General features: G+C 72.2%; 12 protein-coding genes and 1 tRNA gene. 7 read left to right on the forward strand and 6 right to left on the reverse strand.

Annotated elements, in window-relative coordinates; translation table 11 throughout:
* A partial coding sequence (locus Q0L54_RS05545; protein WP_296666105.1) for a UrvD/REP family ATP-dependent DNA helicase occupies positions 1 to 1535 on the forward strand: 1535 nt, incomplete at its 5' end.
* Positions 1536 to 1576: 41 nt separating this feature from the next.
* The gene (locus tag Q0L54_RS05550; RefSeq protein WP_296666106.1) at positions 1577 to 4825 is read left to right on the forward strand and encodes an ATP-dependent DNA helicase; all 3249 of its coding nucleotides are present in this window, start codon (positions 1577 to 1579) and stop codon (positions 4823 to 4825) included.
* On the opposite strand, the gene Q0L54_RS05555 is transcribed toward Q0L54_RS05550, so the two are convergent.
* Positions 4822 to 5742 (reverse strand): phosphotransferase, encoded by a 921-nt coding sequence (locus Q0L54_RS05555; protein ID WP_296666107.1) that lies wholly within the window; start codon positions 5740 to 5742, stop codon positions 4822 to 4824. The genes Q0L54_RS05550 and Q0L54_RS05555 overlap by 4 nt on opposite strands.
* A gap of 209 nt (positions 5743 to 5951) precedes the next feature.
* On the opposite strand from Q0L54_RS05555, the gene nudC reads away from it, so the two are divergent.
* Positions 5952 to 6875, forward strand: a complete 924-nt coding sequence (gene nudC / locus Q0L54_RS05560) for an NAD(+) diphosphatase (RefSeq protein WP_296666108.1) — start codon at positions 5952 to 5954, stop codon at positions 6873 to 6875.
* A 39-nt stretch (positions 6876 to 6914) separates the two neighbouring features.
* A complete protein-coding gene (locus Q0L54_RS05565; RefSeq protein WP_296666109.1) occupies positions 6915 to 8897 on the forward strand; it encodes an ATP-dependent helicase in 1983 nt (660 codons plus the stop codon).
* Positions 8898 to 8908: 11 nt separating this feature from the next.
* Here Q0L54_RS05565 and Q0L54_RS05570 read toward each other — a convergent pair whose 3' ends face one another.
* From Q0L54_RS05570 to Q0L54_RS05580, 3 genes are all read right to left on the reverse strand, one after another.
* On the reverse strand, positions 8909 to 9634 hold the full coding sequence (locus tag Q0L54_RS05570; protein ID WP_296666110.1) for a hypothetical protein: 726 nt from the start codon (positions 9632 to 9634) through the stop codon (positions 8909 to 8911).
* Positions 9635 to 9755: 121 nt separating this feature from the next.
* Complete coding sequence (locus Q0L54_RS05575) at positions 9756 to 9914, reverse strand: DUF5679 domain-containing protein (protein WP_296666111.1); 159 nt, start codon at positions 9912 to 9914, stop codon at positions 9756 to 9758.
* Between the two features lie 142 nt (positions 9915 to 10056).
* Positions 10057 to 11394 carry a zinc-dependent metalloprotease gene (locus tag Q0L54_RS05580; protein ID WP_296666112.1) on the reverse strand — a complete coding sequence of 446 codons (1338 nt, stop codon included), beginning with the start codon at positions 11392 to 11394 and terminating at the stop codon, positions 10057 to 10059.
* Between the two features lie 129 nt (positions 11395 to 11523).
* Between Q0L54_RS05580 and Q0L54_RS05585 the strand changes: the two genes are divergently transcribed.
* Together Q0L54_RS05585 and Q0L54_RS05590 are read left to right on the forward strand one after the other, a co-directional pair.
* Positions 11524 to 12612 carry a S16 family serine protease gene (locus Q0L54_RS05585; protein WP_296666113.1) on the forward strand — a complete coding sequence of 363 codons (1089 nt, stop codon included), beginning with the start codon at positions 11524 to 11526 and terminating at the stop codon, positions 12610 to 12612.
* A gap of 42 nt (positions 12613 to 12654) precedes the next feature.
* Positions 12655 to 15663 carry a UPF0182 family protein gene (locus Q0L54_RS05590; protein WP_366937939.1) on the forward strand — a complete coding sequence of 1003 codons (3009 nt, stop codon included), beginning with the start codon at positions 12655 to 12657 and terminating at the stop codon, positions 15661 to 15663.
* A 90-nt stretch (positions 15664 to 15753) separates the two neighbouring features.
* Here the strand turns inward: Q0L54_RS05590 and Q0L54_RS05595 are convergent, their stop codons facing one another.
* A complete protein-coding gene (locus Q0L54_RS05595; RefSeq protein WP_296666114.1) occupies positions 15754 to 16497 on the reverse strand; it encodes a DUF4328 domain-containing protein in 744 nt (247 codons plus the stop codon).
* A 69-nt stretch (positions 16498 to 16566) separates the two neighbouring features.
* Here Q0L54_RS05595 and Q0L54_RS05600 point away from each other — a divergent pair.
* Positions 16567 to 16640, forward strand: a tRNA-Met gene (locus Q0L54_RS05600).
* A gap of 71 nt (positions 16641 to 16711) precedes the next feature.
* On the opposite strand, the gene Q0L54_RS05605 is transcribed toward Q0L54_RS05600, so the two are convergent.
* Positions 16712 to 18292, reverse strand: a 1581-nt coding sequence (locus Q0L54_RS05605) for a glycoside hydrolase family 43 protein (protein ID WP_296666115.1), incomplete at its 5' end; no start/stop codon positions are given.

Here is an 18292-nt window from a genome sequence, read left to right on the forward strand (position 1 = left end):
CGGCGACCGTCGCGTGGGCGGTGTGGGGCGCGCTGGGTGTCGCGGACGGTTGGCGCGCCGCCGCGCTCGCGGGATCGGCTCGCGACGACGCCGACCTCGACGCCGTGGTGGCCCTCATGCGCGCCGCCCAGGTGTACGTCGAGCGCATGCCCTCCGCCTCGGTGGAGTCCTTCATCGACCACCTCGAGGGGCAGGACTTCGCGGCGGATTCGTTGGGCGCCCGCGCGCGGCTCCTCGACGCGGTGTCGTTCTGCACCCCGGCGTCGGCGGCGGGGCGCGAATGGGACGTGGTGGTGGTCGCCGGCCTGGAGGAGGGGGTCTGGCCCGACACCCGGCTCCGCGACGCGGTGCTCGGCGCGCAGCACTTGGCCGAGATCCTCGCGGGCCGTGCCGATGCGGTCCCGCTGCCGGAGCACGCCCGCGCACAGTGGGCGCGGTCCACCCGGCGGGCCGTGCTCGACGATGAGACCCGCGCGTTCGCGGTCGCGGTGTCGAGGGCACGGAGGCGGCTGATCCTCACGTGCGTGGACGGGGAGGATTCGCGCCCCGCACGGTTCGTCACGTGGGTAGCGGAGGCCGCGGGGGTGACGCCCACGCAGGCCGACTCCGCACGGCGCGTGTCCGATCTCCGGTCCGCGGTCGCGGCGGTGCGCGCGGCGGCGGCTCCGGCGACCGGCGAGGCCCGGGCGGCGCACGTCGAGGTGCTCGCGCGGCTGGCCCGCAGGCGTGTCGCCGGCGCGCACCCCGCAGCCTGGCACGGGGTCGCCCCGCCATCGTCGGACGTCGGCATGTGGGAGCCGGACCAGCAGGTGCGCGTCTCCCCGTCGCGGCTCGAGTCGCTCGAGGCCTGCCCGCTCCGGTGGGCGCTCGAGACGGTGGGCGGCACGGCGGCCAGCACGGACAAGCAGAGCCTCGGCACGCTGGTCCACGAGATCGCCGCCGAGCTCCCGGCCGGCACGCACGCGCAGCTCGCGGCGGCTCTGGACGAGCGGTGGGCGGACATCGCGGGGACGGACACGTGGCCGGACCGCGTGATGCGGGAGCGGGCCGATGCCATGGTGCGGCGACTGGCCGCCTACGTCGCGGGTGTGGGCGCGGCGGAGGTGCGCGTGGAACAGCCCTTCGCGGTGGCGATCGGACGCGCCGTGGTCGCGGGCAGCGCGGACCGTGTCGAGATCAGCGACGGCGCCGCCCGCATCGTCGATCTCAAGACGGGCGCGCCCGTCTCGAAGGCCAAGGCCGAGGATCACGCGCAACTCGCGATGTACCAGCTGGCCGCGGACCACGGCGGCTTCGCCGGGGTCTCGGGGGCCACGGGCGCGGCGCTCGTGTTCGTGGGAGGTGACACGCAGGGTGCGTCCGAGCGTGCACAGCCCGCCATCGACGTCGACCGCCAGCGGCAGCGCCTGGCGGACGCCGTCGAGACCATGGCCGGCGCGACCTTCGAGGCGATCACCAACGACCGGTGCGGCTCGTGCCCGGTGCGCCGCTCGTGTCCCGCGTGGCCCAGCGGCAGGCAGGTGACTGACTCATGAGCACGGGCGGGGATCGCCGGGACGTCCTTCAGGATGGCCTGGTGAGGGGACGAGGCCGCGACGTCGGGGAGCTCGCTCGGGTCATCACGCCGGGCCGGCCGCCCACCGGCGAGCAGGCGAGGGTGGTCGCGGCCGGCCTCGACCCCATGCTCGTGGTCGCGGGCGCGGGCTCCGGAAAGACGGAGACCCTGTCGCTGCGCATCGTCTACCTGCTCGACAACGCGGAGCGGCTGTTCGGCGCGCCCATCAGCCCCGACGAGATCCTGTGCCTCACCTTCACGCGCAAGGCGGCGGCAGAGATCGCCGAACGTGCCGAGAGCAGGATCGCCGCGGCCTTCGGCGTCGACGCGTCGCGGCCCCCCGCCTCGGTGTCCACCTACAACGCTTACTCCGCCCAGCTGGTCGCCGAGCACGGGCTACGACTCGGCATCGACCCCGACGCCACCACCCTGAGCGCGGCGGCGCTCTGGCAGCTCGCGGATGAGGTGGTGTCGAGCTGGACGGGCGATCTCGACACGGACTCGGCCGTGAGCACCGTGACGTCGTCCATCGCCCGGCTCGCGGCACAGTTGCGGGATCACGATCGCACCCCGGAAGAGTTGCGCGAGTGGGCACTGGCAGCGCGCTCGGCGCTCGAGGAGCTACCCAAGTCCGCCGGGGATCGTGCCCCGGGTCCGATGACAACCCGTACCGGCACGCCCAACGATCACGCGAAGCGGCTGGGACGCCTGCGGACTCTCGCCTCGATCGCGGACCTGGTCGGCGAGTTCCAGCGCCGCAAGCGCGACGCCTCGCAGCTCGACTTCGCCGATCAGGTCGCCTTCGGCGCCCAGCTCGCGCGTCTCCCCGCCGTCCAGGCGGTCGAGCGCGGGCGGTATCGAGCGATCCTGCTCGACGAGTTCCAGGACACGTCCCCAGGGCAGCTGCGCCTGTTCTCGACGCTGTTCGGCGCCGGCCACCACGTGATGGCCGTGGGCGACCCGCATCAGGCGATCTACGGCTTCCGCGGTGCCTCCGAGAGCGCGCTGCCCATGTTCGTGGAGGCGTTCTCGCACGGGCGCGAGGTGAGTCAGGCCAGCCTGTCGGTGTCATGGCGCAACGAGGGCGCGGTGCTCGCCGTCGCCAACGCGGCGTCGGCGCCCCTGCGCGAGGCATCCCGCGTGGAGGTCCGGCCCCTGCGCTCCCGCGCCGAGCACCTCGGTGACGCCGAGCCTTCGCGGAGCGCCCCCGCGGTCGAGTCCATGGTGACTCAGGATCACCTCGCGGAGGCCGACGCGGCGGTGGACTACGTGCGGGCACGCCTCGCCGAGCTTGACTCGACGCCCGCCGCGCCCACGGCCGCGATCCTGTGCCGCCGTCGCGCGCAGTTCGCACCGGTGGTCGAAGCGTTGATCCGCGCAGGCGTTGACTACGAGGTGGTGGGGCTCGGAGGCCTGGTCGACACCCCGGAGGTCTCGGACCTGGTCGCCCTTCTCGAGATCGCGCACGATCCGTCGCGGGGAGACTCGGCGATGCGGATTCTCACCTCGGAGCGCCTCGCGCTCGGGGTGCGGGATCTCGCGGCGCTTTACGACTGGGCGCGGGAACTCGCGGGCCCTCGGGCCACGCGCGAGGCCGAGGCGAGCATCGTCGACGCGATCGCGACGCCCCCTCCGGCCTCGTGGCGGTCGCACGACGGGCGCGCGCTCGGCGCCGCGGCGCGGCTGCGCGTGGGCGCCCTGCAATCCGCGGTGGATGCCGTGCGCACGCGGACCTACCTGTCCCTCCCCGAGCTGGTGCTCGCCGCCGAGCGCGCATGGGGGCTCGACATCGAGGCCGCGGTCGCGCGGCCCGACGGCCGTGGCGCGCGCAATGTCGACGCGTTCATCGACGCCGCCCGCCAGTTCGCCGCCAGTGCGGAGCGTGCGACCCTCGGCGCGTTCCTGGCCTGGCTCGAGGCCGCGCGCAGCGAGGAGAGCGGGCTCGAGCTGCCGGTCAAGGAGCCCGAGCCCGGCGCGGTCCAGGTTCTCACGGTGCACGCCGCGAAGGGCCTGGAATGGGACGTGGTGGCCGTCCCGGGCCTGGTCGATGGGCACTTCCCCTCGGTCGGTGAGCCGTCGAGTCGTCGCGCGTACTACTCCGACGCCGGGTGGCGGGGACGCGACGTCGAGCTTCCGTATGAGCTGCGCCTCGACCGCGACGACCTTCCCGGCTGGGACTGGCGTGGCGCCGCGGACCACGCTTCCCTCGCGGTGAGTCTCGAGGAGTTCGAGCGGCGATGCGGCGAGCACCGGATCGCCGAGGAGCGGCGCCTCTTCTACGTGGCGGTGACCCGGGCCCGTTCACATGTGCTGCTGTCATCCTCGTGGCGGACGGGGGGCCGGACCGTGCGTACGCCCTCGCTGTTCCTGCGTGAGCTCGTCGATGGGGGTCTGCTGTCCGACGCGGCGTGGGCGCCGCGGCCCGACGATGCCGATGCTCCCGAGACGGAGCCCGTGCGGGCGCCCTGGCCACCCGCGCCCACCGACGCTCAGGCGGCGCGCAGGGCACTGGCGGGCGAGGTGCTCGCCGCGCTGGAGGTACCGGGGAACGCCACGGATCGCGAGGGCCGCGGAGGGCGCGAGGACGGCTGGGACGCGCTCCCGCTCGGGGCGGAGATCGTGGCGATGCTCGCGGAGCGCAACGAGCGCGACACCGGCGTGGGAGACGTAGCCATGCCCGCGCACCTGTCGACCTCCGCGCTGGTGGCGCTGCGTCGCGACCGCGACGCCTTCACCGCGCAGCTGCGGCGGCCGCTTCCGGCCCAGCCCACCTCGGCCGCACGCCGCGGCAGCCTCCTCCACGCGTGGATCGAGTCGCAGTACGGGCACACGCCGCTGATCGACCTCGACGACCTGGGCCCCGGCGAGGATGAGCACGATCTCGATGGGCTCAAGGACGCCTTCGCCCGCTCCGCATGGGCGTCCCGCGCGCCCAGCCACGTCGAGGTCGACGTCGAAGTCCCCGTGGCGGGCGTGACGGTGCGGTCGCGCATCGACGCGGTGTTCCCCGCCGGCGCGGGCCTGGATCGCGTGACGGTGGTCGACTGGAAGTCCGGGAGCGCCCCCCGCGACGCCGAGGAGCGTGCTGCCCGCGAGGTGCAGTTGGCGGTCTACCGGCTCGCGTGGGCGGAGTGGACCGGGGTCCCCCTCGAGGAGGTGGACGCGGCGTTCCATTACGTCCGCGACGGCGTGACGGTGCGTCCCGAGCGTCTGCTCACGCGCCCCGAGATCGAGGCGCTGCTCACGTCGGACGCCGCCCCGCCCGGCTAGTCCTCGAAGAGCATGGCCTCGAGGTCGGCGAGCATGCCCTCGCCGTCCGCGACCACATCGGCGTTGTCCGTGCGAACCCCGTACATCAGCCACCTCACGAGCGCCATCTCCGAGGCGAGTCGGGCGCGGTCGAGCAGGTGCGGATCCCGCATCTCGCGCCTCCCGACGGTGTACGCCTCGACCACCGAGTCGAGCACGTCCTCGGATGCGGCCGCGACCAGCCAGGCGAGGTCATCCGCCGGGTCCGCGACGCGCGCGTCCATCCAGTCGACGATCCCGGACACCGAGCCGTCTGCGACGAACAGCTGGTGCTCGCCCATGTCGCCGTGAACCACGGTCGGGTCGAAGCGCCACCAGGACACGTTCTCGAGCTGGTGCTCCCACCGGTCTGCGAGGCGCGGCGGCACCTTCCCGGTCTGAATCCCGGCGTCGAGCTCGGCGAGCCGGCGCTCGCGGTACTGCTCGGCCGTGTACGAGGGCAATCCCTGGTCCTCGACCACGGCGATCGGCAGCTCGTGGATCTCCGCCAGGGACCGGCCCACCGAGGCGGCCAGCCCCGGTCCCGGCTGCAGCGCCGCGAGCATCAGCTGGGCCCCGCGTACCTCGGTGTAGACCACGGCTCGGCCCTCGTCCCGTCCGAGCTCGACGGCGCCCACCGGGTGCGGCACCGCGAACGACACGAGTCCCGCCTCCTGCGCGCGGCCGAGAGCACCGAGCAGGCCCTTCTCGGCCTCCAGCGCCGCACCTGCGGCGGCGCGGAGCGGCGCGCGCACGATCCACCGCCTGCCGGTCGAGTCCTTGACCACCACCACCTCGAAGTCCGCGTCCGCATGCGGGCTGCGGAGCACGTCGTACACATCGAGACCTGGCACGGCGACGGACGCCAGTGCGGCGAGCGCGAGCGGTGAACGGGGCACGCCCTCACGGTAGAGCCAACGGGGCGGCCGCGCCACGCTCCACGCCGCACGTGTGCAGGGACGCTGCGCACCGCGGACCGCCCCCCACCCCCCCGCCCACCCCCTCCCGCCGCCCGCCCCCCGAACTCCGAGACTCAGCGCCACGATTCGGGTCGATCCCGGCACCTGGCCTCGGAGTTCGGAGTTCGGGGCTCGGGTACGGTGGAAACGTGAGAAATCCCTGGCCGCTGGACGAGCCGATGCTGGTCGATCGGGCGGCCGAGCGCCGCGACGCGGTGGACCTGGCGGCCTGCGACGCGATCGTGGTTCGCGACGGGCGGGTGCTCGCCGCCGGAGGCCGGCTTGTCGAGCTCGCGCCGGGTGTCCAGCCGGCGGCGGACCTGCGCGTCTACCTCGGCCGCGAGGGCCAGCGCGACATCGTCGCGCTCGTGCCTGCGGATCCGTCCTACGGGTCGGAGCACGACGGCATCGGCGGCGAGCGGATGGTGGGGCTACGCGATCTGCTCGCCGGGTTCTGGGACGGCGGCGCCGACGGCGCGCGTGACCACGAGCTCGCCACCACGGCGATCGCCATCGCGAACTGGCACTCCAACCATCCACGGTGCTCGCTCTGCGGGGATCCCACGGTCGCCGCGCAGGGCGGATGGGTGCGTCGCTGCCCGCGCGACGCACGCGAGCACTACCCCCGCACGGATCCGGCGGTCATCGTGGCCATCACGGATCCGGAGGACAGGCTGCTGCTCGCGCACGCCACGCATTGGTCGCCCCGCCGGTTCTCCCACCTCGCCGGCTACGTCGAGCCCGGCGAGACCTTCGAGCAGGCCGTGCACCGGGAGGTGGGCGAAGAGGCGGGGATCACCCTCACGGGCCTCGCGTACCTCGGCTCGCAACCGTGGCCGTTTCCCGCATCGGTGATGGTGGCGTTCCGCGCCAGCACCGAGCACACGGCCGCCGATGTCGACGGCGACGAGATCTCCGAGGCGCGCTTCGTGAGCCGCGAGGAGCTCGATGCGCTGGTCCGCGACGGGCAGATGGTGCTGGCGCCCAAGGGTTCCGTGGCGCGGCGGATGCTCGAGGACTGGTACGGAGGTCTGCTCCCCGAGGCGGTGCCGGAGGCTCACGTCGACGTCTGAGGCGCCACGCTGTCCGATGCGCCTGACACAATGACGGCGATGTCAGCAGACCAGATCCTCGAGGCCCTCGACCCGGAACAGCGCGAGGTGGCTACCGCGCTCCACGGTCCGGTCTGCGTGCTCGCGGGCGCCGGGACCGGGAAGACGCGCGCCATCACCCACCGCATCGCGTATGGCGTGCGGGTCAACGCCTACAACCCCACGTCGGTGCTCGCGGTGACCTTCACCGCGCGGGCCGCGGGGGAGATGCGGCAGCGATTGCGGGGGCTCGGAGTCGACGGTGTCCAGGCGCGCACGTTCCACGCGGCGGCGTTGCGCCAGCTCAGCTACTTCTGGCCCGAGGTGGTGGGCGGGCAGGTCCCTCAGATTCTCGAGCAGAAGGCCGCGATTGTGGGCCGCGCGGCTCGCGACGCCGGCCTGCAGCCGGACCGGCTGACCGTGCGGGACCTTGCCTCGGAGATCGAGTGGGCGAAGGTGTCGCTGGTCGACCCGGCGGACTATCCGGCTCGCATTGCGCGCGAGGGCAGGCCCACGCCCGCGGGACTGAACCCTGCACATGTCCAGGACGTGATGCGGGCGTACGAGGAGGCGAAGACGGACGCGGTGGCGATCGACTTCGAGGACATCCTGCTGTTGCTCGCGGACATGATCGGCCGTCACGCCGAGGTGGGCGATCAGATCCGCCGCCAGTATCGACACTTCGTGGTCGACGAGTACCAGGACGTCTCCCCGCTGCAGCAGTTCCTGCTCGAGCAGTGGCTCGGCGGCCGGCGCGAGCTGTGCGTGGTGGGCGACCCCGCGCAGACCATCTACTCGTTCGCGGGCGCCACGCCGCGCCATCTGCTCGAGTTCGCGCGTACCTACACCGACGCGACGCAGGTGCGCCTGGTCCGGGACTACCGCTCGACGCCGCAGGTGGTACGTCTCGCCAACGAGCTGATGCGCAGGCGCGGGTCCGCGGGCGCGGGCGTCGAATTGGTGGCGCAGCGGCCGTCGGGACCGGCGCCCGACTATCGCGCCTATGACGATGACGAGGCGGAGGCCAACGGGGTCGCGGGCCGCGTCGAGGCGCTCATCGCCTCCGGCGTGCCCGCGGGAGAGATCGCGGTGCTCTACCGCGCCAACAGCCAGTCCGAGGCGCTCGAGGAGGCCCTCGCCGAGCGCGGCATCGGCTACCTGGTGCGCGGCGGCCAGAGGTTCTTCTCCCGCGACGAGGTGCGCCGCGCGATCGTGCTGCTGCGCGGCGCGGCGGTGGCTCCCGACGATCGCCCGCTGGGGGAACGCGTGCGGGACACGCTGGGGGAGCTCGGCTGGGCCGAGCAGCCCCCCGCGGCGAGGGGTGCGGTGCGGGAGCGGTGGGATGCGCTGCAGGCGCTCGTCAATCTCGCCGACGACATCGCGTCTGACGCCGGAGGGGAGGCGACCGTGCGGGAGTTCGTCGATCACCTTGCCGAACGCGCGCAGGCGCAGCATGCACCCGCGGTCGACGGCGTCACCCTGACCACGATGCACGCGGCGAAGGGGCTGGAGTGGGACGCGGTGTTCATCGTCGGCTGCTCCGAGGGCCTGCTGCCCATCAGCCTTGCGGAGACGGACGAGGCGCTCGAGGAGGAGCGCCGCCTTCTGTACGTCGCGATCACCCGGGCGCGCGAGCATCTCGCGTTGAGCTTCGCGCGCTCCCGCAAGGCGGGGGGCAAGGCGACGCGCAGGCGTACGCGCTTCCTCGAGGCCCAGTGGCCGGACGCGCGGCCGGCGCGCGTTGCCCGACAGTCGACGTCCGCGAAGCTCGCGGAGCTCGGCCCGGAAGAGGTGCGGCTCTTCGAGTCTCTGAAGCGCTGGCGCCTCGAGACCGCGCAGGCGGACTCGAAGCCCGCGTTCACGGTGCTCGTCGACACGTCGCTGGTCGAGATTGCGCGCGACCGGCCCGGCACGCTAGGAGAGCTCGCGCGCGTCAGCGGCGTGGGCGCGTCGAAGCTCGACAAGTACGGGCTTGCGATCCTGGAGATCGTCGCGGAGCACTGACCGCCGTGGGCTCACGCGGCCGATCGGCGGGCCGCTTCGCACCCGCATGCCTCGTGCGCCGCGACGGCGGCCCGCGACGGCAGGCCGCCCTCCACCCGCCACGCGAGAGCGCGGCCGCCACCGAGCAGCACCGCCAGCGATGCTGCGGCGAGCGCGCCCGCCACCGCCGCGCAGAGCGGATCCGTGACGGGGGCGCGCGCCTCGCACTGGCGCGCGAGCACCGGCCAGGCGGGGTCCGCCTGAGTGAGCGCCACGTCGCGGCATCGGAGGCATGCGGACTCGCCCGGCACCACCGGGAGCACGAGCGCGCCCGACTCGTCGACGAGCACCGCAACGTGGGGCCGGTCCTCCACGGCGAGCAAGTGTGCGACGGGCGGCGCCACGCTTCCGAAGGCGACCACGATCTCGCCGTCGACGGCCCGCGTCGTGTCGAGATCCAGCGTCAGATCGGGGCGCAACTCCCCGACCAGCCGGGCGGTGCGCCGGGCCCGCGAGCCACGAGCAGCGGGCGGGAGCGCGTGGTCCTCGGCATCGCTCCAGGCGTCGTCGACCAGGCTCAGGCGCGTCGCGCCCGCCCGCGTCGCGGCCTCAGCGGCGCACACCCCGGTCGCCGTCAGGCCGCGCACGCGTATCGCGAGGCCGGTGAGCGCCGGGCCCGGTGCGGCCACCACGGACAGGGCCGCCTGGGACGTTCCGTCGCCGCGCCAGAGCGGAGATCGGGTGTCGGGGAGAGGCATGGGTCCACGGTGGCACGTCCCGGCGTCCGCACGGCGCCTGTCCACAGGCACGATGCACGGTCCCGGACGCGCGAAGGGCCGGCCCCTGGCGGAGCCGGCCCTTCGTGAAGCTCGTCTGGCTCTACGCCTTGCCGAGAATGCGGTTCAGCTTGGTGCCGCACACCGGGCAGATGGCCTTCGCCATGCGACGGCCGTTCTCCGAGACGACGACGTCGCCCTCGGTCTCGCGCTTCTCCTTGCACTTCACGCAGTAGAACTCGCCCGAGTACTTGTCAGCCATTCGGCTCTCCTTCTCTCGTTGGCGCGGCGGAAAGCGCCGCACGTCTGCGGGCCACGATGGGCCCTTGGTCACCCAGAGTAGACGCGCGAGGCGCGTTTTTGCGCCTACTGGTGCGGGTGTCGCCTCGCGGTCCCGGGATACCTTACGCGTCGTCCGACCCGAGCAGCCGCTCGAGTTCACGGTCCACGTCGTCCCCTTCGCCGCGCGCGACGTACGCCGCGACCCATGCCTCCCAGTTCCCGAGGTCCTCCGATGAGGGCAGGAGGTCGGGGTGCGACCACACCCCGTCGCGGCCCTCGTGACCGATTCGCGCATGCACAGCGGCCCACATCGCCGAGGCGTCGCGCATGCGTCGAGGCCGCAGTTCGAGGTCGAGGAGATTGGCGAACGTGTCCTCGGCGGGCCCGCCCGCCGCGCGTCGGCGACGCATCATCTCGCGGAGCGCGCCGATGTCCGGCAGGTGAGGTGCGCCGGCACGCATCGTCACGTCGTCCACCCAGCCCTCGATGAGGGCGAGCAGGGTCTCGATCGACTCGAGGGTGGCCGTCTGCTCCTCGGTGTGGTGCGACGCGAAGATCCCGCGGTTCAGCGCCTGCTGGAGCCGGGCGGGGTCGCCCAGCCCGGCGTCGCGCACGGCCTCCTCGAGTGCGTCCAGGTCGATCGTGATGCCGCGCGAGTAGCGCTCGATGAGGGTATGGAGCTGCCCGGGCAGCCACGGCGCCGCGCCGAACAGGCGCACGTGCGCCGCCTCGCGCAGCGCGAGGAACGTGCGCACCTCGTCCTCGTCGATGTCGAGTCCCTGAGCGAACTCGGCGATGGCGGAGGGGATCATCACCACGCGCGCCTCTGCGAGCAGCGGGATTCCCAGGTCCGTCGCGCCGAAGGCCTCGGTGGCCATCTCGCCCGCGGCCTGACCCATGTGCATGCCGCAGACGGTCGGGCTCACCGAACGGATGAGTCCGCTCGCGTCGATGCCGCCGGGCGTGTCCTCGAGATCGCTCGATCCCTCGAGCAGCCCGCCCAGCGCTCGCGAGACGCTGACGGCGACCGGGCCGGCCAGCGTGCGCCACGTGGGCAGGGTGGCCTCCACCCATTCGGCGCGGCTCCAGATGCGCGGCTCCAGGCGCGTCGGGTCGAAGTCGGTGACGGCATCGAGCCACAGCTCCGCACGGGACACGGCCGCTCGGTGCGCATTCGCCTGCGCCGCGGACACGGACGGATCTCCGCCCTGCGCCGCGACCCCACGGGCCACGTCGTGCGCGAGGGCCCAGTTGACGTCCTCCCCGGCGGACTGAGTCACGAGGGACCGGATCTGGCCCAGCACGTGCTCCATCATCGCGGGACTGGCCGAGAGACCGGAGGAGGCTGCCAGGGCCTCGGGGTCCATGCCCATGCGCCGGAGTTCCTCGAGGGCGAGTTCGGCGTCATCCCCGAACAGCTCCCGCAGCAGCCGCATCCACGGCGTCGACTCGTCGCTCACGCTCACTCCGATCGCGCACGCGGCGTGCGTGCTCCCACCACGGTAACGAAGGAGCGGCCTCGTGCGCATCGGCGTTCGCTACCAGCAATGCGGGGCGGGTACGCCCCGCACATGGGGGACAATGGACGGGTGACGACGACCGAGGCGACGCCCCCAGCGCCGGCGGACCGTGTCACGCCCAGCCGCCGCAGCACCGTGATGTCGATCACGGGGTTGGCCACGAGCGCCCTGATCGCCGTCCTCACGGTGCTGCCCTCGCCCTATGCGATCGGTGGCGCCGGGCCCACCTTCGACACGCTCGGCGAGGTCGACGGCGTGCCGCTCGTGTCCATCGCGGGCGCGCCCACCTATGCCTCGACCGGAGAGCTGAGGCTCACCACCGTCTCGGTCTCGCGAGCAGGCTCCCAGCCCTTCACCCTCGGCCGTGTGCTGGCCGGCTGGGCCTCCCCGCGGCAGTACGTGGTACCCGAGGAGGAGGTTTTCGGCACGCCCGACCAGGAGGACGTGGTCGAACAGCAGGCGGAGGCTGATTGGATCACCTCGCAGGAGAGCGCGACCGTCTCCGCGCTCGAGGCGCTCGGGGTCCCCGTGCCTGCCGAGCTCGTGGTGTACGACACGGTGGAGGGATCGAACGCCGTGGGCCTGCTCCTCAAGGGTGACGTCTTGACGGCCGTCGACGGCGAGCCCGTGCCCAGCTACGCATCGCTGAAGGAGGCGATCGCGACCCGGCAGCCGGGCGACCCCATCACCATGACCGTCGAACGCGACGGCGTCACGCTCAGCGAGACCTTCTTGACCGTGGACGATGGCGCGGGCGGCGCGGCGGTGGGCGTGTACATCGACCCCACGTTCGACCTGCCCATCGACGTCACCGTCGAGATCGACTCCGTGGGCGGGCCGTCCGCGGGAATGATGTTCTCGCTGGCGATCATGGACATGCTCACGGAGCTCGACGAGCTGAACGGCGCCAGCGTCGCCGGCACGGGAACCATCGACGCCGGCGGCGACGTGGGTCCCATCGGCGGCATCCGGATGAAGCTCTACGGTGCCGTCGACGACGGCGCCAGATGGTTCCTCGCGCCGGTCGAGAACTGCGCCGACGTCCGCGGAAACATCCCCGAGGGGCTGTCCGTTGTCGCAGTCGAGACCCTTGACGACGCGTACGAGGCCGTCACCCGCATCGGCGCGGGGGACACCTCAGCGCTCCCCGGATGCTGACCATGGCACGCTAGTAACCCCACGACACCGAAGGAAAGCCCTGTGACGTTCGACGACGACCGCTCCGCACGACCCGTGCGGCCCGCACCCGTGCCCCGACGGCGCTCGCCCATGGCGATCACCGCCGTGGTCCTGGGCGCCGTGGTGCTCGCCGCCATAGCGACGGCCAATATCTGGACCGAGGTGGTCTGGTACCAGCAGCTGGGCTTCACCGAGGTGTGGCGGACCCAGTGGCTCGCGCGACTCGTCCTGTTCGGCGGCGCCGCCACGCTGGCAGGCGTCGTGGTCTGGCTCAACCTCTGGGTCGCCAAGCGCGTGCGCCCCGCCCGCATCGGCGGCAGGAGCCAGCTCAATCAGATCCGAGACCAGATCGCCCCGCTGGAGCGGCTCGCGATGATCGTGCTGCCGCTCGTGGTGGGACTCGTCGTGGGGCTCGCCGTGTCGTCGCAGTGGGAGATCGTGGTCGCCTGGCTCAACCACGAGCCCTTCGGCGTCGCGGATCCGCAGTTCGGCCTCGACGCATCGTTCTATGTCTTCACCCTGCCCGTCCTGCGCCTGGCGGTCACCCTGATCCTTGCGCTCGCCGTGCTGTCGACGATCATGTCCGCGTTCGTCCACCTGCTCTATGGAGGAATCGCGGGAACCGGCCGATCCTTCGTGGCGTCGAGGGGTGCGCGCATTCAGCTCGCGGTGCTCGGCGCGATCGTGATGCTCGCGATCGCCGCGAATTACTGGCTCGACCGCTTCGGCCTCCTCACCAACGCGAAGGAGCGCTTCTACGGCGCTTCGTACACCGACATCAACGCCATCCTGCCCTCGCGATCCATCCTCGCGGGCATCGCCGTGGTGGTCGCGCTCGTGTTCCTCGTGGTCATCTGGCGCGGCGACTGGCGCATCCCGGCAGTCGGCATCGGGCTCATGGTGCTGTCCGCGATCGCGATCGGCAGCATCTACCCGTCCATCGTGCAGCGGTTCCAGGTGTCGCCCAACGAGCAGGAGTTCGAGGCGCCGTTCATCCAGCGCAACATCGACGCCACGCGCTTCGCGTACGGCCTCGACGGGATCGAGACCACGCCCTACCGGGCGACCACGGAGGCGGAGGCGGACGCCCTGCGTACGGACGCGGACACCACCGCACAGATCCGCCTGCTGGACCCGAACGTGGTCTCGCCTGCCTTCCAGCAGCTTCAGCAGAACAAGCAGTACTACAACTTCGCGCCAACCCTGAACGTCGATCGCTACGACATCGGCGGCGGCGAGCTGCAGGACACGGTGATCGCAGTCCGAGAACTCAACCTGGACGGCCTGAGCGATGACAACCGCAACTGGGTCAACGACCACACGGTGTTCACGCACGGCTTCGGTGTGGTCGCGGCGTATGGAAACCGCACCACGGCGGACGGCCAGCCCCGCTTCTTCGAGGGCGGCATCCCCTCGAGCGGCGCGCTCGGCGACTATGAGCCGCGCATCTACTTCGGCACCACGCTGCCTGCCTACTCGATCGTGGGCGCCCCGGAGGGAACCGCCCCGTGGGAGCTCGACTTCCCGGACGACAACTCGCCGACCGGGCAGGTCAACACCACCTACACGGGCGACGGTGGACCGAGCATCGGCGACCTGTTCGCGAAGCTCATGTACGCCATCCGCCTGGGTGAGGAGCAGCTCCTGTTCTCCGACCGCGTCACCCCGGAATCGCAGATCCTGTACTACCGCGACCCGATCGAGCGCGTGTCGCGCGTGGCGCCCTACCTGAACCTCGACGCCACCACGTACCCGGCGGTGGTCGACGGCCGCGTCGTGTGGGTGGTCGACGGCTACACCACGACGGACCAGTTCCCTTACTCTGCGCCCATCCAGTCGACGACCATCTTCGCCCAGAACGCGACCACCGCCGCGACCGGCGGCGCCGTCCTCAACTACGTCCGCAACTCCGTGAAGGCGACGGTCGACGCGTACGACGGCTCGGTCACGCTGTACGCCTGGGACGCCGAGGACCCGATCATCAAGACCTGGCAGAACGTGTTCCCCGCGTCCATCCAGCCGATGAGCGAGATCAGCTCGGACCTCATGTCGCACCTGCGCTACCCCGAGGACCTGTTCTCGATCCAGCGCTTCCAGGTGACCACCTATCACGTCACCGACGCGGCGTCGTTCTACTCGGGCCAAGACTTCTGGCGCAACCCGGCGGACCCGACGGCGGACACGCGCCTTCAGCCCCCGTACTACCTCACGCTGCAGATGCCGGGTCAGGAAGATCCCTCGTTCTCCCTCACCAGCACATTCATCCAGGGCGGTAACGATCCGCGGAACATCCTGACGGGCTTCCTGGCGGTGAACTCGGAGACGGGCTCAGCGGCGGGCCAGGTCGATGAGGATTACGGCACGCTGCGCCTGCTCGAGCTGCCGCGCGACACCACCATCCCCGGCCCCGGACAGGTGCAGAACAACTTCAACTCGAACTCCGACGCGCAGACCACGCTGAACCTGCTGCGCCAGGGAGAGACCGACGTCATCAACGGCAACCTGCTCACTCTCCCGGTGGGTGGCGGCCTGCTCTACGTCCAGCCGGTCTACGTCCAGTCGAAGGAGGGCACGCGGGTTCCCCTGTTGCGGAAGGTCTTCGTGGCCTTCGGCAACGAGGTGGGCTTCGCGGACACCCTGCCCCAGGCGCTGGACCAGGTGTTCGGCGAGGGCGCGAGCGAGGGCGCTACCGATGGTGGGACCACGGACGGCGGCACCACCGATGGCGGCACCACCGACGGCGGCACCACGGACCCGGCCGCCGAGGAGGCGCTGAACGATGCGCTGGCTCGCGCCAACCAGGCGCTCCAGGATGGCCAGGAGGCGCTCGCCGCCGGTGACTTCACCGCCTACGGCGAGGCGCAGGACCGCCTGGCGGCGGCCATTGCGGACGCGATCGCGGCGGAGGCGCAGATGAGCGGAGCCTCAGGTTCGACCGTCACGCCCACGCCCGAGCCCACGGCCGGTGCGGACGGCACGGTCGAGTCGTCGCCCGCGCCGTCCCCGACGGACGCGATCTCGGCCGCCTGACGCCTCCGGCTCCGGAACGCCGAGGGGCCCCTCACCCAGCCGGGTGAGGGGCCCCTCGGCGCGTTGGCCCGAACGCCGTTCGGGCCTTGGTCACACCTTCACGTGGCGTTCCGTGGCCCGGCGCACGAAGACGAACAGGAAGCCCCACGACACCGCGAGGGCCGCGGTGGACGCCCACATCAGCGTCGGGTACATGTCGAGGAACTCCGGTCGGCCGACTGCGCCGGCCTCGGGGTCGATGGAGAAGACGATGGCGAGGTTGGCCGCCCCCAGCAGCGCCTGCGAGACCAGCCAGGCGATCCACCAGCCGAACAGCACGCCCAGTGAGGCGGAGCGGCCGGTGATCTTGCGCGCGCCGAGCGGCACCAGCACCACTGAGGCGATCGGCACGAACCAGCCCCACCATTCGACCGAACGCAGGCCCGCCTTCCTGCCCGAAAGCGCCTCGCGGTTGCTCCGCATCTGGCTCATCCACATGCCGTACGCGAGGAAGGCCGTGACGAGTACCGGGATCGTGGCGAAGGAGACCAGGACCGACGCTTCGGTCCTGAGCGACGCGGTGTCGAGGTTCTCCCGAATGCGCTGGACGTCGCTCTGCGCGAAGAGCGCGAGCAGCACCGAAGCGAGCAGGTAGGCCGCCGTGATGCCGAGCAGCGCCTTGCCGAGCGCGGCGGGGCGCTTGAGGGGTAGCCCCGTGATGTCGCGTGGGTCGTCGTCTCCCCACCCCTGCGCCACGGGTTGCTGGGCGCCGGGGATCAGGCCCGATCCTGGCGACTGGGAGGGCTGGGCGCCGGACACCATGCCGGGCTGCGGGGGGGTCGTGTCGTCACTCATGCCCTCGACCCTAGCGAGCGGGCGGCGATTTGGTGAGCGGCCCGCGGTCCGGTAGCATTGTGGAGCCGACGCGGGGTGGAGCAGCTCGGTAGCTCGCCGGGCTCATAACCCGGAGGTCGCAGGTTCAAATCCTGTCCCCGCTACGTTTCACGAAGGCCCGGACCCATGGTCCGGGCCTTCGTCGTTCCCGGCAAGCGCCGCGGGCGGCGGCCGGTCAGAACGGCACGGGCGACGCGGGGGCGCCAGCCTCGAGGTCCTCGACGGTGACGGCGCGAAACTCCACCGAGCCCGTCGCCCCGAGGGCGAGCAGCGTCCAGTGAACGCCCACGAACCACTGGCACGCCTCGGCGGACAGCAACCGTGCGGAGCCCCGCGTGACCTCGACCGGGCCGTCCCCCGCGTCGGCGAGCAGCGCGTACGCGGTCTCCCGTCCCTCGATGCGTAGTGTGACGGGCCCCGCGCCGGGTACCGCGACGCTGGTCTCCATCACCATGTCGTCGACTGTCCGCGTGGCAGTCACGACGGTGGCTCCCGACGAGCCTCGAGACACGGTGAGGGCGTACGCGTGCGTGGGGTCGGCGTAGGCGGCGATGCCTGCCGCGATGCCGGGGCCGGGCACGTCGACGGTCGCGGAGAAGGCCTGATCGTCCTCCGTCTGCGGGCGCAGCAAGGCCCCCACATCGCCGCTCGCCCGGCCCGCCGCGCGCGGGTCGGCCCCGGCAGGCAGGACGATGCGCGCGTCGGGGTCCGTCGCGGACAGTCCCGCGGGCGCGGCGCCGACGGTCCGCCAGCGCCGTGTCCACAGGGTGTCGGGCACGTCGGGCCCGGCCCCCGGCGCGGGCGCCGGCGTGGGGTGGTCCACCTCGAGTCTGGTGGTGCCGTCGCCCGCGGCCCCGGCGACCGGCCAGCCGTCGATCCACTCGACGGGCAGCAGATAGACCTCGCGGCCCACGTTGTGGTGCTGCGCCATCCGCGGGTGTCGGGTCCCGAGCGCGACGGCCCACGAGGTGCCGTCGGCGGCATCGAGCAGCTCGGCGTGCCCGAGGCTCTGGATCCGGTTCGCCACCAGGTGACGGTGCGTGAGCAGCGGCGTGTGCGGCGAGGCCTCGAAGGGTCCCCAGGGCGAACGCGAGCGGGCGACGGTCTGCATGTGTCCGCGCCACGAGCCGCCCTCGGCCGAGCACAGGTAGTACCAGTCGCCGCGGCGGTACAGGTGCGGTCCCTCGATGTCGTTGCTCGCGAAGCCGTGTGGCGCGGTGATCTCTCGCACCTCGCCCAGCTCGCCCGTGGTGACGTCGATGGTGGCCTGGACGATGGGCCCCAGCCCGCCGTCGGGCCGGAACTCGAGGCGTCGCCGGGTGTAGTACCAGGTGCCATCGTCATCGCGGAAGAGGCTCGGGTCGAAGCCCTCCTGGTCGATCCAGATCGCGTCCGACCACTCGCCCGTGATGTCGCGGGTGGTGACAAGGAAGTTGCCCTGACCGGGGACCGCGTTGGTGCAGGCCACGTAGAACATGCCGTCGTGGTGCCGGATGGTCGGGGCGAACAGCACCATGGGCCCTGGCTCGCCGTCACGGCGGTACTGGCTGGGGCGGCTGACGGCGTGGCCCACCACCCGCCAGTCCACCAGGTCGCGCGAATGCCAGATGGTGACGCCGGGCAACATGTCGAACGTCGACGTCGCCAGGTAGTAGTCCTCGCCCACGCGGATCGCCGAGGGGTCGGGAGCCGTGCCCTTGATGACGGGATTCGAGTACATCAGCCCTCCTCGGGTGCGGCGCCCGCGGTGCGGGCG

Origin of the sequence: Demequina sp., assembly GCF_024642165.1 — a bacterium.
Lineage (GTDB): Bacteria > Actinomycetota > Actinomycetes > Actinomycetales > Demequinaceae > Demequina.